The sequence below is a fragment of the Rosettibacter sp. KY25 genome (genome assembly GCF_057554405.1).
Map to the genome: position 1 here is coordinate 70,418 of NZ_BAAJAO010000014.1, position 16,267 is coordinate 86,684.

Below are 16,267 nucleotides of genomic sequence, written 5' to 3' on the forward strand. Positions count from 1 at the left end.
CTTTTTAATTTTCTATAAATTAAATGATACTCTTAAACCGAAGTAAAAACTTCTAGGGTTTAAGAACCAGAATGTTGATTGATTTGGCATATCGATATAAGCTTTATCTTCAAGAATTTTATTAATTCTTGCATTATCAACTTCCTGCCATTGATTATTGACATATTCATAATATTTTGAAGTAGTGCCTTCGTAATAAATTACATTTTTCTTACCTGGTTTGGTCGGGTCGATTACAGCCTGAAATTCCATTGGTTGGAATTCGACACCGGGTTTTCTATAATCGCCAACTTTATCATTTCCCGGAATATTATCATAAGCTTCATTTTTAGGAAGATGCAAAGACCTAAGATAATCCTGGTCTCCTGTGTTCCATAAACGCAGAGTATTAAGAACATTATAAACGTCCATAAATAAATCGAACCTAAATTTGCCAATATCAAAAGTTTTATTGAGTCTTAATGATGTATTAAAATAATCAACAGATTTTACATTGTAAGAAACTGCCGGCAAACCTTTTGGATTCCATGTAACATAACCACCAGCCTGCCAGTCAACAATTACATTGAGCATCCAGTTAGATAAAATTTTATGACCAAATATCGAAGGTCCAAAGTCGTCAGGAGTGTAAAAATTAATATTTACTCTTGCAAAGGGTTGTGGAATTGGTCTATCCTGATATAAATTAACTGTTTGTTCATCCCATGCTTTTTGCAAAGAAGGGTCATCATAAATTTGAGAACTGCCAAAATGTCCGCTTGTTCTAACCAGATAAGTATAATTAGCAAAACCAGACCACCATCTTCCTCTTGTTTTTCTAAGTGTTAATTCAAATCCGCGTGTATCTTCATAATTATTGTTTGTAGTTTTTGAATAAGAAAAACCAGCTGTGCTTGATATATATTGCGTATAATCTTGCTGGTCATAAATATCATTATAAAATGCTGCAACCTGCAAAAAAACATCTTCTGTAATTAAGTAATCAAATCCAAGTTCGTAAGAAATAGTTTTTGCAAGAATTATATTGGGGTCGCCAATGCTTGATACTGCTTTCAAAGATGTTCTTTGAATTCTGAAAATACTTTCGTATTGAGGAATCTGTTTGAAGTGACCATAATTAAAAAACAACTTTGCTCTTTCTGTGATTGGATGAGCAATACCAAGACGTGGACTAAGCTGCCATTGTGGCTTTGATTTTTCTTTTGGAAATGTTCGAGATTCATTATACTTTGAAGAAAAGAAATAAATATCGAATGGGTCTGTCATCCACCATTCTGTATTGGAATTACTGTAATCAACTCGCAATCCTAAATTTACTGTTAAACCTTCGAACTCAATTTTATCCTGAGCATAAAAAGCAGCTCTAATTGGATTTACTCTTTGTTGAACTCGCACAGCATATGTTTTGCCAGCTGTAGCAGATGCAATTGTACCGTAATCAAGGTTCAAATCGTTATAAACAAATTCTGCACCTGCTTTAACAAGATTATTAAAATTAATTTGACTTGTTAAATCGGCTTTAATAGTTGTTGAACTTACGACACTAAAATCTCTTGCTTTTGCTACATGTTGACCGCCCGTAACAATAACACCTTTAGCTTCATAAGGCCAATAACCGAATGGATTTTCATCTTCAAAAAATCCAGGGATTATCTCATATAATTTTGATGTATCGCGCCAGCGAGTAGGCCGAACATTGTAATCACTTCTAAAATGTTCTAATAAAACTTCGTAAAAAGTATTTGAACCTAATGAATGAGTTATTTTAGCAGCATAGGATTGATGTCCAATATCTGCAAGTGAAAAATTAAAATCGGAAAACATGGTAATTAAATCTGAAGGGGCATAAATACCGCTTGCAACTCCAGCAATTTCATTGGGATATCTTGGATAATAATAAATTCCAGTTGCATCCCAGTTATGTCGTATAGTAAATTGTTTACCAACTAAGGTAGAAATTCTTAGTTTAATTGATTGTGATATATCAGAATTAAGCTGTAATGTCCAATCATAATCTCTGTAATCTGGTCTTGTAAGTGGAAAAAGGAGCATTTCCCTGTTGCTTCTGTAGGAAGTATAAAATCTCAAATCACCCAAACTTTTGCTTATAAATGGAACTGGACCGCCAAATCCAGCATCAATTTCATAATCAGGCTGATTATTTGGCTGCTTCTTTCTTGTTTCATACATAAAAACTCTTTGAGCACCAAGAGGAGTTAAATCATTTGTGGGGTCATTATCAGTATTTAATTTTTTAGAAACTTCGTTCCAGCCCATAAATTCAGGATATTGTTTTCTTGTATATTCATCCCATGCACTTGTGCCTGTCCAGCAAACTTCAGGGTCATAAAAAGGGCGGAAGATATAAGAGTAAGGGTCATGAACATCAAGAATTCCTTCGCCCCGCCAATATTTTGGTCCAGGTGGTCTATATCTAACTTGAATACTTGCATTATAATTTTGTCTGCTTCCTTCTCTTGTTACAACATTAACGATACCAGAACGAACCTGACCATATTCAGCATTGAATCCGCCTCGTTCGAGTGATATTTCTTTAATTGAACTGAGAGGAACATTTGCAGTAGGCTGATTATTTCTTGGGTCACGCAGTGTAACACCATCAAGCAGAAACAGTAATCTATCGCTTCCTCCACCACGAACGCTTAATCCCTGTACGCCAGCTTGAAGGCCAATTGCGCCAGCAACAGAACTTATTGGAAGTTCTTGAACTTCTTTTTCTGAAATTGCAACTACACTGGTAGCAACATCAGGTTTAATTAATTTTCGTTCGGCTACGATAACCATTGCCCCAAGTTCAATTGCTTCGGATTCCAGAGCAGCATCAATTCTTGTTGTCTGGTCAATAAAAACACGAACATCATTAATGGTTAGTTTTCGATACCCGATATAAGAAATCTGAATGCTATAAGTGCCAGGTGGAATGTCAAGAATTGTATAAAGACCATTTGCATCTGTAGCAGCACCTAAAGAAGTTCCGGAAACAATCACATTGGCACCAATCAAAGGTTCGCCAGTAGATTTATCTGTAATTTTCCCGGCAATTTTACCTGTGGTGCCAGCCCATAGCGAAATTGTTCCCGCAATCGTTTGCAACAAAGTGAATAAAATTAGTATTAAAATTTTTCTCATAAAATCGCTCCTTCTAATTTTAATTCATGGTATTAATCTTAAATTTTTCTTCTGATTTGGATATTCTTTGATTTAAAAATACTTTTCAATTAGATATTTCACCAAAATCAAAGAAATTCTTTAGTCAATGATTATACCAATTAACACTTATTAAAAATTGTTCTTTATTTATAATTGCAAACTGATTTATATGAATAATAAAATTATTTTATATCAAAATGATAATGCCCCGCATTGAAATAAATATCAATTTGATAAAATTATTCATTCTTTGATGTGTTTTTAATTCCAAGTTTATTACACATTCTATAAAAATTTGAGGGAGCCATTCCAAGCAATCTTGCTGCTTCTGATTCAGATTTTGTTTTTTCTTTTACATAAGTAAAATATTTGCACCTAAAAAGTCTTTCCATATCTCTCCATTTAAGAATTTTATTCCCAAACCAGAACTCTGGCTCAGATATATTTCTAACTTTTTTAGCATCAAGTATATTTAAAACATCTTCTTTCTTAATTACATCTTCGCATGAAATTAAAAGTCTTTGAATTACATTCTGAAGCTGCCTGATATTTCCAGGCCAATCATAGGATTGTAAAATTTCAATTGCATCACTTTTGATTTCCGGAGCTTCCATATCCATTTGAATTGAATATTTTTCAATAAAGTATTTTGTCAAAAGCGGAATATCTTCTATTCTTTCACGCAATGCAGGTGTGTAAATGTTAATTACATTTAATCTGTAATATAAATCTTCCCGAAATTTTTTTTCGCTTACTGCTTTTTCAAGGTCAATATTTGTTGCAGCTATAATTCGAACATCTACTTTGAGTGTGCCTGTTCTTCCGATTTTATCAATTTCACCATCCTGCAACACTCTTAATAATTTAACCTGAGAAGACATGGAGAGTTCTGCAATCTCATCAAGAAAAATTGTTCCATTATTTGCTATTTCAAATAAGCCTTTTTTTGCATTTATTGCTCCTGTAAACGAGCCTTTTTCAAAGCCGAATAATTCACTTTCAATCAGTTCTGAAGGAATACTACCTGCATTTACTGTAACAAAGTTTTCATATTTTCTTTTGCTCAAATAATGAATGTGGGTAGCTACAAGTTCTTTACCTGTGCCCGATGCACCATGAATTAATACGGTTGCATCTTTGGAAGCAGCCTTCTCAATTTGTTTTATTAAATTCTTTACTACTGCAGATTCTCCAATTATTTTTTTGTCATTTAATATGTTATTTATTGATTGATTTAATTGTGAATTTGATTTTGCTTTTTCTTTATTTAATCTTTTTTTCTCGTAAGCATTTAGAATGGAAAGCAATAAATCTGTGGGCTGATAAACATAATCCTGAATGTCAGATGGATACTTTGTACAAAACCACATTGCACCTGCTTCAATTAATTTATTTGCAAATTCAAAATCTGTAACATTAATTGTCATCTTTGTAATTACTATAATTTGAATGAAGGGGTCTATTGATTTTATTTTACGAATTAATTTTTCTCCTGTAAGAGGTCCCATTATTTGATAATCCATAATTATCACATCATACTCATCTTCATGATTTTCTATCAGTTCAATTGCAGATTGTCCATCTGCTACAACATTTTTAATAATCAGCCATTGACTAAATGGAGCCAAAGTTTTTTTAATTCTATTGACATCGTATGATTCATCTTCAATTAATAATAGATTTATCTGTTTATTCAATTGCATTTGAATCCCCCTAAATTTTTCTCTTTACCTTGCAATTACCGTGCTAATCTTAATTATGTTTTATAATTAATTTATATATGCAGCCTCCTTCAGACTTATTTTCTGCATCCAGTTCCCAGCCACATCTTTTTGCTATTTCATAAGCAATGTAACAGCCATAACCTCGATTTTTTTCTTCTTCTTTTGTTGTTACATTTTCATGAAACAACTTTTTAATACCATGTTCATCTTTTTCGAGCAGAGTTTCATCAATTCCTTTGCCATTATCTTCAATGGTCAAAATCGATAATTTTTTTTCCTTATCATATTTTGTCTTGATAAAAATATTGATAATGTCTGTTCCCGAATGGTCTATAGAATTCTGAATTAATGGTTCAATGATTTCCCATATCACAAATTCATTTATAGAAATTAAAGGCAAATTATCATCAAATTCTAAATTGAATTTTATTGTTTTAACAGGATTGGACAGACGCAAAAAAATATTTTCCACTACAAATTTTAATAGTTCATTCAAATTGGTTTTATAAATTGGATTTCGAATTGTTTGGATCGGCGGGTTATACCATTTCATGTCATAAATAACGCGTGAAATAAAATTGGCATATTTTGAAATTCTGTATTTAATTTCCTTAATGTTTGATTCATCGGCTTTTTCTACATCTTCAATAATAAAGCCCATAACTTTTTCAGCTTTATGATGTGTATGATAAATTCTTTTTGTAAATAAATGTTCTTTTTGTTGTGCTATTAATTTTTGAAGATGTTCTTCCCTCTCTTTGTATAATAATTCACGAGCTTCATCTCTTTCAATTATTGTATATGTCGAAATATAAAACATTCCAAGCAAGCCAATTAATATTAGTGATGAGAATATTAAAACAGTTTTATTAAAACTAGATAAAATTTGTTGACTAATGAATGATACATCCGGACGTATTCTTAAATAAACTGCACCGCTGTATTCACCATATGGAACTAATGGAATAAAAACATGAAATACATTTTGCTCTTCCTGAAGACTTGTAATTAACTCAGACTTTATCATTTTATTGTGAAGCGATGCATACTTAATGACAGCATCTTTATACTTTTCATCAATTGTTGTATCCAAAACTTCATGATTATAGTAATAATTATATAATTCCTGACCTAAATCCAGTGCAATAAATTTATCATTGTAGGGAAGAATAACACACATTGCCTCGACATTTCTTTTCATGAGCGGCTGCTTCAAAATACTGTTAAGTGCATGTATTAAATTTTTTACTCTGTTCAGCTTGTCTGTATTGTTTTCTATAGGGTCTGTTTCAAGAAGAATTTCTAATGAAGAAGTTGTAAGATTTCCAATTTGTTCTGCTGAATTTTGCTTATACCAATCCATTGTATCTGAAAGAAGGTCCCGAAGTGTATTTTGCTGCAAATGGGAAACGAAGACCTGAAACATTATCAATATCAAAAAGATTATCAGAATATGTTTCCAGCCAAAATGAATTTCTTTAATTTTCTTTAAAGCTTTCATACATACCGCTCCCTATTTTTGAACTATTACTTTTTCATTATTGATTTGCATCGTTGCTTGACTTAAAGCTTCTTCAACAGAAATTTCTTTCTTCAATGCTTTATGAAATAAGCGGGACATTATTTCAGAAATTCTTGTGTAGTTTTCTAAAAATGGTCTATGTTTTCCCCACTGCAGTAATTGTTTTATTTGAATTAATTCTTTATGATTTTTTATGTAAGTGCTGTCTTCGTATACTTCTTCGTTTACAGGAATTACACCCCCCTCTTCATAAAGAATTTTTTGATTTTCTTTTTCGAACATAAATTTAACAAACTTAAGAGCTTCTTCTTTTCTATTTGAAAATTTAGAAATCATTAAACTCCATCCGCCAAAAACACATGATGTGTTATTGCCATCAAAATGCGGCAATGGAGCAATTTCCATATTTTGTATGTTGGAAGTATCCTTAAGAAATTTTTTATATTGTTTATGAAATCCAATCCATCCTCTTAAAAAAACAGCATTATTCTCATTTGCATAGAGATAACTCATGAACTCATCGAATCGAGTTACTTCAATAGGAGAGAATTTATATTTGTGAATAAAATCTACTAATTGTTGCAAAGCTCTTCTTGCAGATTTTGTGTTTAATTCAATTGGTTTTTTATAAAATATATCATTGCTTTCATCTTCTGATAGAAGTTCATGAAAACTGCATACCATTCCTTCAAAATCGCCTCCCTGAAAAACATAGAAAGGATTTTGAAATGATTTAAATCTATTGCCAAGAGAAATAAATTCATCCCATGTCAATGAGTTTCGAATTTTCTTCTCCAGTGATAATCCATCTGGTAGTTTACGAATTAAATCTTTTCGAAAGTATAAAACTCCAGCATCAAGAAATAATGGAAAAGCAACAAGGGTATCGTTTTGATAGCCTGCTTTTAATGCCATCTTATTAACTTTCTGAAGTTCTTCTTCTGTAAAATATTCATCCATTGGAAAGCCCCATTTTGCAAAACGGGGAATCCAGATTAAATCAACAGCAAAAATGTCTATACCATCACTTCTGTTTCTCAATGAACGAGTAAGTATTGCTTTTCTATCGTTTGTTGTAAAGTGATAAAAAGGCAAATTTACAGGCACAACTTCGATTTCATTTTTATGAAGTTTATTGAACTTATTTATAATTTTTAAGTGAGCTGGAGAAATATTGTCGACATAATAAATCTTTTTTACTGTTCCTTTTGGAAAAAGATTTATTTGAAAAGGCAGATATATAAAAAAGAAAATTGCTACAACTGAAAATAAAACCGAGATTAACCATACAGGTGATTCTTTGATTTTCATAATAATCTTCTTCAATTGCTCACCTCTTCTAATTTTTTATATATCATAATTTTTAAGAGAACATTGCTTTCCGTAATGATTTTTCAATTGCATTTTTGAAATTGCTAAGGTTAACTGGTTTTTGAAATATAAATTCTATGCCAAGACTTCTATATTCTTCTTCGATTGCTTTGTTGATGTCGCTGCTCAAAACAATTACCGGCGGACGAAATTTCAAATCTGAAATTAAAAGCTGTTTTACCAAGTCATATCCGCTCATGACTGGCATTTTGTGGTCTGTAATAACAAGTGCAGGTGAATTCTGTTTTATAATTTCAAGTGCTTGTTTTCCATTTTCTGCCTCTATAATTGAGTAACCTGAAATAAGACTCTTGATTAATTTAGAATAAAGTATTCTATCGTATCGAATATCATCTACAAGTAAAATTGTAGATGAAGAAACTGGAATTGTAAAAATAAATTTAGAACCCTTGCCGTATTCACTTTCAACACGAATTTCACCTCCGTGCTTTTGAATTATTTCATGAACCAATGATAAACCAAGTCCGCTCCCTTTTTCTCCTGCTGTTCCTGGTGTAGTGAATTTAGCATCAACTTTGAAAAGTTTTGGCAAGTCCTCTTTTTTTATTCCAATTCCAGTATCCTCAACAATAAATTGAACATTTCTTTTAACAACATCAGCATTAGCTGAAATAACAATCTTTCCGCCTGAATTTGTAAATTTTATTGAGTTAGAAATTAAATTACTAAAAGCCTGCATAAGCAGATTTTCATCTGCATGAATGAACAAATCATTTTCAACTTCTGAAATCAGCTGAATATTTTTTTGCAATGCAGCTCCTGATAGGATTTGAATTGTTCTGTCTATCAACAGTTTTGCATTTATTTTTTGTGGTTCAAATTTTATTCTGCCTGTTTGAAGTCTTGTCCAATCGAGCAGAGCATTTACTAAGCTTAGCATACTCTTTGCCGATTCCTGAATAAATTCAATGTATTGCTTTTGCTTTTCGGGCGAAAGGTCTTTTTCGTTTAACAAAAAATCTGTAAATCCAAGTATTGAACTGAATGGTGTTCTAAGGTCGTGCGATATAATTGAAATAAATCTGTCCTTTGCTTCGTTTAATTCTTTTAATTCTTGAGCAGATTTTCTTAATTCTTCTTCTGCTTTTTTCGATAAAGTAATGTCACTAATAATTCCAAATATTTTTTGGATTTCTCCATTGGAATCTCTTTGGACATTAATTTTATTTTCAATCCAGATAATATTTCCTAAAGAATCAATTATTCTGTATTCAAGAATTTCTGAATTTCTTGCTGCATCATTATAGAATCTCTCAAGTTTTTCAATTGCTTCGTTTACATCATCGGGATGAATAATTTTTTTCCATAGTGTCGGGTCATTCAAAAAGGATTCGGGTGAATATCCAGTAATTTTTTTAATTGCAGGAGTATAAAATACTTCTTTTAATTTGCCTTCAATTCTTTCTGCAGTCCAGAAACTTTCATTTATATTTTCAGTAATGCTTCTGTATCTTTCTTCTGATAGCTGCAAAGCTTCTTTTGATTTTTTTTCTTCTGTAATATCACGCAAAATCCATACTATAAATTTTTCGTTCTCAACTTCATAAGATGAAACAGAATTTTCTAATTCTATAATTGTTTTGTTTTTTGTAATTCCTGTAAACGACAATCTTGTTGAAGTAATTTTTCCTTCTTCAAGTTCTTGAATTAAATTGGCAACTTTTACAATGCTGTTGTTCTCAACAAAGTCCAAAGGGTCAAGTCCAATTACTTCACTTGCACTTTTGTAACCAAACATCTTAACAAAAGAATCATTAACAAGAAAAATTTTTCTTTTGCTAATTAGTGCGATGCCATCAAGCGAGGCTTCGAATATTGAACGAATGAGAAGAAGGTCTTTTTCAAATTCTTTTTTTTGAGTTATATCTGTTAATATAACATTATAATACAAAGGAGAATTTGATTCGTCACGAACAACAGAGAAACTTGCAAGCGTGTAAATTATCTGACGATTTTTTGTTATCAACGGCAATTCTATTGATTGAATCACATCGTTCTTCACATCGTTGATATTAAATCCAACATTCATCAAATAATATGAATCAATCAAATCGCTGAAGAATAATTTTTTAATTTCATCTTCTGTATAATTAAAAACTTCGAGTAAATAGGGATTTGCATAAATTATCTTTCCTGTTATATCGAGTATGCAAATAAATTCGTGTGAGTTGATAACTATATTTCTGAATCTTTCTTCTGACCTGCGGAGTTCTTCTTCAAATTTTGCTTTCTGTGTAATATTTGTACAGAGAATTATGTAATTCTCTTCTTCTGTTTCTTTCAATAACCCGAATCTAAATAAGTAAAATTCAGATATGCTTTCATCATTCCCGATTTTAATTACTGTTTCTTTGATTTTATTTTCTTTGAGTTCCTTTTCAAGTTCTTTTAAAAAATCTTCATTGATTTCGGGAAATATTTTCCAGATTGTTTTGCCAAAAACTTCGCTTCTTGTAAGACCAAATAATTTTGCTGAACCTTCATTCCAGAAAAATATTTTTCCATCTTTGTTAATTCCAATTAAGCCGTCTATAAAATTTGAAGAGATAAATTCATATCTTCTTAATTCATTAATTTCTTCATCTACATTCCTGTTTTCATAAATATTTTTTGAAATTAACACAATAAATATTTCAGGTTTGCTTTCTTCCGAGCCAAGAGGAACAACTGCCAAATTTAACTTTTGTTCTAATGAATCTTTCAAATATGGAATTTCTGTCCATACTGTTTTAGAAGTTTGTGATGATTGTTCAATTATTTTTTTAAACAATAAGCCGGATAGTTTTTTAGGTTTCTTGCCAAAGTTTGTTGTTTCTGATTCAAGCAGGAAATTATATTTATCAAAAACTTTTTCGGATGAATATTTTATTTCGCCAGTTTTATTTACAACAAAAAATGCTTCGCTTATTTTCGAAAGAAAGCCCAGGAAATTTTGTGAATCTGCAAGTGAAATTTCTTCCTGCAGAGATGGATACTTTATATCCTCAAGAATTAAAATTCCGCCCTGAAATTGATTATCAACAACAATTGGAACACATTTTAAGAGAACAGAAATTTTGCTGCCGGAAACAGTTTTTAATTCTGCTAATTCTTTTTCAAATGCTGTAAGGTTTTTTAATTCGAGTAAATCTTTTCTTAAATCGAGGTTTTCGAAAATTCTATATTCATAAATACTTTTGTCAATTAAATCTTCAGGCGAAGAATCAACAACACCTGTAAATCTGAAAAAGTTATTATTTACAAACTCAACTTTGTAATCCTTTGAAAAGATTAATATGCCTACAGGTGCAAATTCTAAAATATCTTTAAAACCAAATTTTGTTTTTGTGTTAGATGATTTTTCTGATGACAGATTCATGGGGTAATATCCAGAAATTTGTTTACAATTTATGAAATAGAAGTTAGAAAATCATGGTATTAAACAGGGATAAAATTTTAGAAATTGTTTAATAATCGAATAAATTCTTGCTAAAGCCATTTTATCTCTTTTATTATTCTCCCAACTAAATTAATTGCCTCGAAATGGAAAAAATTCTCTGGTATTTTCGGAAAATTTTTGGTATAGATTAACTGCTTGTCTTCGTTTTTATTTGAGTCAACAAAAAATGGAATTTATATCAAACCGCAAAAATTAAAACATACTTTATTAATTAAATGCAGCAATTTAAACTGTCAATCAGTTTATCCAGTTGAATCAATTGAAAAAGCTGAAGCAACAAATTTTCTCTGTCCTTCCTGCAGCACAAAGTCAGAAAGTTATCACATAATTCAATGCAGTTATTGTTTATCAATTATAAATTTCATACCTGCAGATTCTGAAGAGATACCAACTGTTTTTCAAACTAACAAATGCCGCAATTGTAATGGAACATATGATGATGAAAGAAAAATAAAACCAATAATTTATTCGGAAGATTTTATTTGACTCAAAAAATTTTCTTCGCATTAACAAAGAGATTTCTATTAAAACTATTGGTTATCATTTATAAGTATTTTATTTTTTGAATACAATAATCAATTAATACACAATTTTAGGTGTAATATGAAAAAATCATTTCTCAGTCTTTCAATCATAGTTCTATTCTTTACATTATTTTTTTCTCTTAATGCACAAATAAAATTAGATACTGTAAAAGCACAACGTTTTGACACCGGCAAAATGTGGTCATTTGATTATCCACCGGTTGAATATCTTAAATCAACATATGGCATTAATGTTGACGAAGAATGGTTCGAAGATGTTCGTTTATCAGCTCTCAGATTATCAAATTGCACAGCATCGTTTGTATCCGAAGATGGTTTAATAATGACAAATCATCATTGTGCACGCGGAATATTAGAACGTCTTTCAAAAGAAGGGGAAGATTTAATTAAAGATGGATTTTATGCAAAGACATTGGAAGAAGAAAGAAAGATTCCAAATTATTATGCAGACCAACTTGTTTTCATTAAAGATGTAACAGAAGAAGTTAAGAAAGCCGCAGAAACCGGCTCCACACCAGAAGAAAAAGCAAAAAATAAGGAACAAAAAATTAAAGAGCTTACAGATAATCTAACAAAAGAAACTGGTCTCGTTGCTCAAGTAGTTTCATTATTCAATGGTGCTAAATACTCGTTATACGGTTATAAACGATACAATGATATTCGTCTCGTTTTTGCGCCTGATATGCAAATTGCCTACTTCGGTGGAGATTTTGATAACTTCACTTATCCTCGCTATAATCTTGATTTTACTTTTTACAGAGCTTATGAAAACGACAAGCCTGTAAAAGTCTATAACTTTTTCAAATTCACTTTGAAAGGAATTGACCCTAACGAACCAATTTTCACAGTTGGAAATCCTGGGACAACTCAGAGACTTAAAACAATTGCTCAGCTTGAATACATGCGCGATGTAATTTACAGAAATAATGCATTCCTGCTCGATACATATTACAATGCTCTCGAAGAACTCAAAAAAGTTGAACCAAAACGCGCAGATGAATTTGAAAAAATAAGAGTAAATATTGGGAACAGCCAAAAAGTTATTACAACAATTTACAAAGGATTATTAGACCCTTATTTAATGGCAAGAAAAAAAGATTTTCAAAGAAAACTTCAGGAAGCTGTGTGGAATAATCCTGAATTAAAAGAAAAATATGGAACCGTATGGGAAAATATTGAGAAGACTCAGATGGAAATGAGAAATTATGGACCTAAGATTGCAGCTTACACAATTAATCCAAGATTCACACCTGTTTATTTTTCAATTGCAAAAAAATTAATTGACCTTGCAAAAGAGTTAAGCAAACCAGAAAATGAACGAGCTCCTGAATACAAAGGTGAAAAACTTGACTCAACCATTTATTCAATTTATCCGGAAAAGATTGATAAACTTCTTGAAAATACAAAATTATGGATATGGGCAGATTTCATGAGAATGAATCTTGGCGATAACGATACTTACATTCAAAATTTGTTTGGGAATAAAAAAGGAAAAGCAGCAGGCGAATATCTTTTATCAAAATCAATTATTTCCGACAGAGATAAAGTTCTTGAACTTGCTAAAAAAGGTGCAGATGCAATTATAAATTCTACAGACCCATTAATTCAATTTGTAAAAGAATCACAAGAAAAATTGCCCGAGCTCCAAAAACTTGCACGCGAAGTTACAAACACCACTCAAGTTTATGATGATTTGCTTGGTCAGGCTCTCTTTAGTGTTTATGGAACATCAATTCCACCTGATGCTAATTTCACATTAAGAATAAGTGACGGCAAACTTGCAAGTTTTGATTACAATGGAACAAAAGCTCCTCTCTTCACAACATTTTATGGATTATATGACAGATGGTATTCATTTAACAAAGAATATCCATGGGATTTACACGAAAGATGGACAAAAATTCCAGCAGATTTTGATCTTTCAACTCCATTCAATTTTATTTCAACAAATGATATTGTTGGAGGCAATTCTGGTAGTGCTATCATCAATAAAAATGCAGAAGTTGTTGGTCTTGCTTTCGACGGCAATATGGACAGCATAGTTGGGAATTTTATTTACATGCCTCATAACAATCGCTGTGTTGGTGTTGATGCAAGAGCAATTGTTCATGCTGCAGAAAAAATTTATAAGGCAGACAGAATTGTTTATGAATTAAAAGAAGGCAAAATGAAGAAATAAATTTTATCACTCGCAGATTATGCAGAAAATATTTTCTGTGTAATCTGCGAGTTTTTTAATAAATAAATTTTGAGAAAATTTTTTCAAGCTGTTCAAATTCAATCAAGAAGGCATCGTGTCCCACATCAGAATTAATTTCATCATACTTTGCATTAGGAATTTGAGATGCAATTTCTTTTTGTTCTTCTGCAGGATATAAAATATCAGAATTAATTCCAATGCACAAAGTTTTTGCCGTTATTGAAGAAAGAGCATTTTTGATTCCACCTCTCATATAACCAACATCATGCAAATCCATTGCCCATGTAATATACAAATAAGTATTAGCATCAAATCTGTTTACAAGTTTTTCTCCTTGATAATCAAGATAGCTCTGAACCTGAAATTTATTTAATGGATTTAGTTCATCATTAATATTTACTCTTTCTCTGTTAAATCTTTTTTGAAAAGAAATCATTGTTCTGTAACTAATCATTCCAATTTTTCTTGCATTAGAAAGCCCGCCTTTTGGTTGATTTTCATAATTGCCATTTTTCCATTCGGGGTCATTCATAATTGAAGAACGAGCAATATCATTTAATGCAACAGCCCATGCAGAATGAGCTGCAGAAGCACCAATTGGAATTATTTTTTCTACAAAATCAGGATACATAATTGCAAGTTCGAGAGTTTGCATTCCACCAAGTGAACCGCCGGTTGCAATTCTAATTTTTTTAATGCCAAGAAAATCTGCCAGCTCTTTTTGAACTCTAACCATGTCTCTCACAGTAACAACAGGAAAATCCAATCCATATTTTTTATTTGTTAATGGATTAATATCTGATGGTCCTGTGGTTCCATAACAGCCGCCTAAAAAATTGCTGCAAACAACAAAAAATTTATTTGTATCAAAAATTTTATTTGGACCTATTAATGCATCCCACCAGCCGGGTTTTCCAAGAAACATTTTGTTGTATTTTGTAAGAAATTCGTATGAAGAGGAATTTTGAATTTCCTCTTCAGTTACAATACCAGCAGCATGAGAATTTCCTGTTAATGCATGAAAAATCCATACAGCATTATCACCGGCTTTATTTAATTGTCCATAAGTCTGATAAGCTACCCTAATATTTTTAAGCTGCTTTCCGTTTAGCAGAGTTAAAGGTTTATCTTTGAACAGTTCAACAAATTTAGTTATTGGTTTCAACATTCAATCAACTCTTTCTTCTATAAAAAATATTTTTGGAAATAATTTTTAGCTGCATGCTTTACTTAGAGCCTGATCAAAATCTTCAATAATATCATCAATATGTTCAAGTCCAACAGAAACACGAATCATATCATCAGTTACACCAGCAGCAAGTTGTTCTTCCTTAGATAATTGTTGATGAGTTGTTGATGCAGGATGAATAACAAGAGTTTTTGCATCTCCAACATTTGCAAGCAAGCTGGCAAGTTCAACACTATCAACAAATTTTTTACCGGCTTCCAATCCACCTTTAATACCAAATGCAAGCATCGAACCAAATAAATTATGATTCAAATATTTTTTTGCCTGTTCATGATATGGATGTTCTTTTAATCCGGGATACCAAACCCATGTAACTCTTTTATCATTTTTAAGCCATTCAGCAAGTTTCATTGCATTTTGAGAATGTCTTTCGACTCGCAGTGATAATGTTTCTAATCCCTGTAAAAATAGAAATGCATTAAAAGGACTTAAGCACGCACCAATATCACGCAAACCTTCTACTCTTGCACGAATAATAAAAGCTATATTTCCGAAAGGAGAATCTTTGCCAAATGTTTCCCAGAAATTTAAGCCATGATATCCAGGACTTGGTTCGGTGAACAATGGGAAATTTCCGTTTCCCCAATCAAATTTTCCTGAATCTACAATAACTCCACCAATTGATGTTCCATGACCGCCAATCCATTTAGTTGCAGAAGCAACAACAATATCTGCACCATGACGAATTGGAGTTGCAAGATAACCTGCAGCTCCAAATGTGTTATCAACAATTAAAGGAATGTTATGTGAGTGAGCTAAATCTGCAAGTGCTTTTATATCTGGCACATTTAATTTGGGATTGCCAATAGTTTCGATATAAAGTGCTTTTGTTTTTTTATCAATTGCTTTTTCGAATTCTTCTGGTTCATCAGAGTTAACAAATTTAACATCAATTCCTAATCTTGGCAGAGTTACTTTGAAAAGATTGTAAGTGCCTCCATACAAAAAACTTGTAGATACAATATTATCTCCTGCCTGAGCAATTGTAGTTATTGTTAAAGTTTCTGCTGCCTGACCCGAAGAAG

9 protein-coding genes are annotated in these 16,267 nt (G+C 31.5%); 2 read left to right on the forward strand and 7 right to left on the reverse strand.

Translation table 11 applies throughout. The features are described 5' to 3' along the window. Positions 1-12: 12 nt before the first annotated feature. From AC27L2_RS09680 to AC27L2_RS09700, 5 genes are all read right to left on the reverse strand, one after another. Positions 13-3,150, reverse strand: coding sequence for a TonB-dependent receptor (locus tag AC27L2_RS09680; protein WP_487211565.1), 3,138 nt, complete (start codon positions 3,148-3,150; stop codon positions 13-15). 260 nt (positions 3,151-3,410) lie between these two features. Next, positions 3,411-4,874: a sigma-54-dependent transcriptional regulator gene (locus tag AC27L2_RS09685; RefSeq protein WP_487211566.1), complete on the reverse strand. Its 1,464-nt coding sequence runs from the start codon at positions 4,872-4,874 to the stop codon at positions 3,411-3,413. A 49-nt stretch (positions 4,875-4,923) separates the two neighbouring features. Further along, positions 4,924-6,396 (reverse strand): sensor histidine kinase, encoded by a 1,473-nt coding sequence (locus AC27L2_RS09690; protein WP_487211567.1) that lies wholly within the window; start codon positions 6,394-6,396, stop codon positions 4,924-4,926. A 12-nt stretch (positions 6,397-6,408) separates the two neighbouring features. Further along, a complete protein-coding gene (locus AC27L2_RS09695) occupies positions 6,409-7,728 on the reverse strand; it encodes an extracellular solute-binding protein (protein ID WP_487211568.1) in 1,320 nt (439 codons plus the stop codon). 52 nt (positions 7,729-7,780) lie between these two features. Next, positions 7,781-11,167: a hybrid sensor histidine kinase/response regulator gene (locus AC27L2_RS09700; RefSeq protein ID WP_487211569.1), complete on the reverse strand. Its 3,387-nt coding sequence runs from the start codon at positions 11,165-11,167 to the stop codon at positions 7,781-7,783. A gap of 216 nt (positions 11,168-11,383) precedes the next feature. Here AC27L2_RS09700 and AC27L2_RS09705 point away from each other — a divergent pair, with 216 nt between their 5' ends. Further along, entirely contained in the window at positions 11,384-11,734 is a 351-nt protein-coding gene (locus tag AC27L2_RS09705) for a hypothetical protein (RefSeq protein ID WP_487211570.1), read from the forward strand. A 117-nt stretch (positions 11,735-11,851) separates the two neighbouring features. Then, entirely contained in the window at positions 11,852-13,972 is a 2,121-nt protein-coding gene (locus AC27L2_RS09710; RefSeq protein WP_487211571.1) for a S46 family peptidase, read from the forward strand. A 55-nt stretch (positions 13,973-14,027) separates the two neighbouring features. Here the strand turns inward: AC27L2_RS09710 and metX are convergent, their stop codons facing one another. Both metX and AC27L2_RS09720 read right to left on the reverse strand, forming a co-directional pair. Then, a complete protein-coding gene (metX, locus tag AC27L2_RS09715; RefSeq protein WP_487211572.1) occupies positions 14,028-15,161 on the reverse strand; it encodes a homoserine O-acetyltransferase MetX in 1,134 nt (377 codons plus the stop codon). Between the two features lie 45 nt (positions 15,162-15,206). Beyond that, positions 15,207-16,267 (reverse strand): O-acetylhomoserine aminocarboxypropyltransferase/cysteine synthase family protein (locus AC27L2_RS09720; RefSeq protein WP_487211573.1); only part of this gene is annotated, 1,061 nt, incomplete at its 5' end.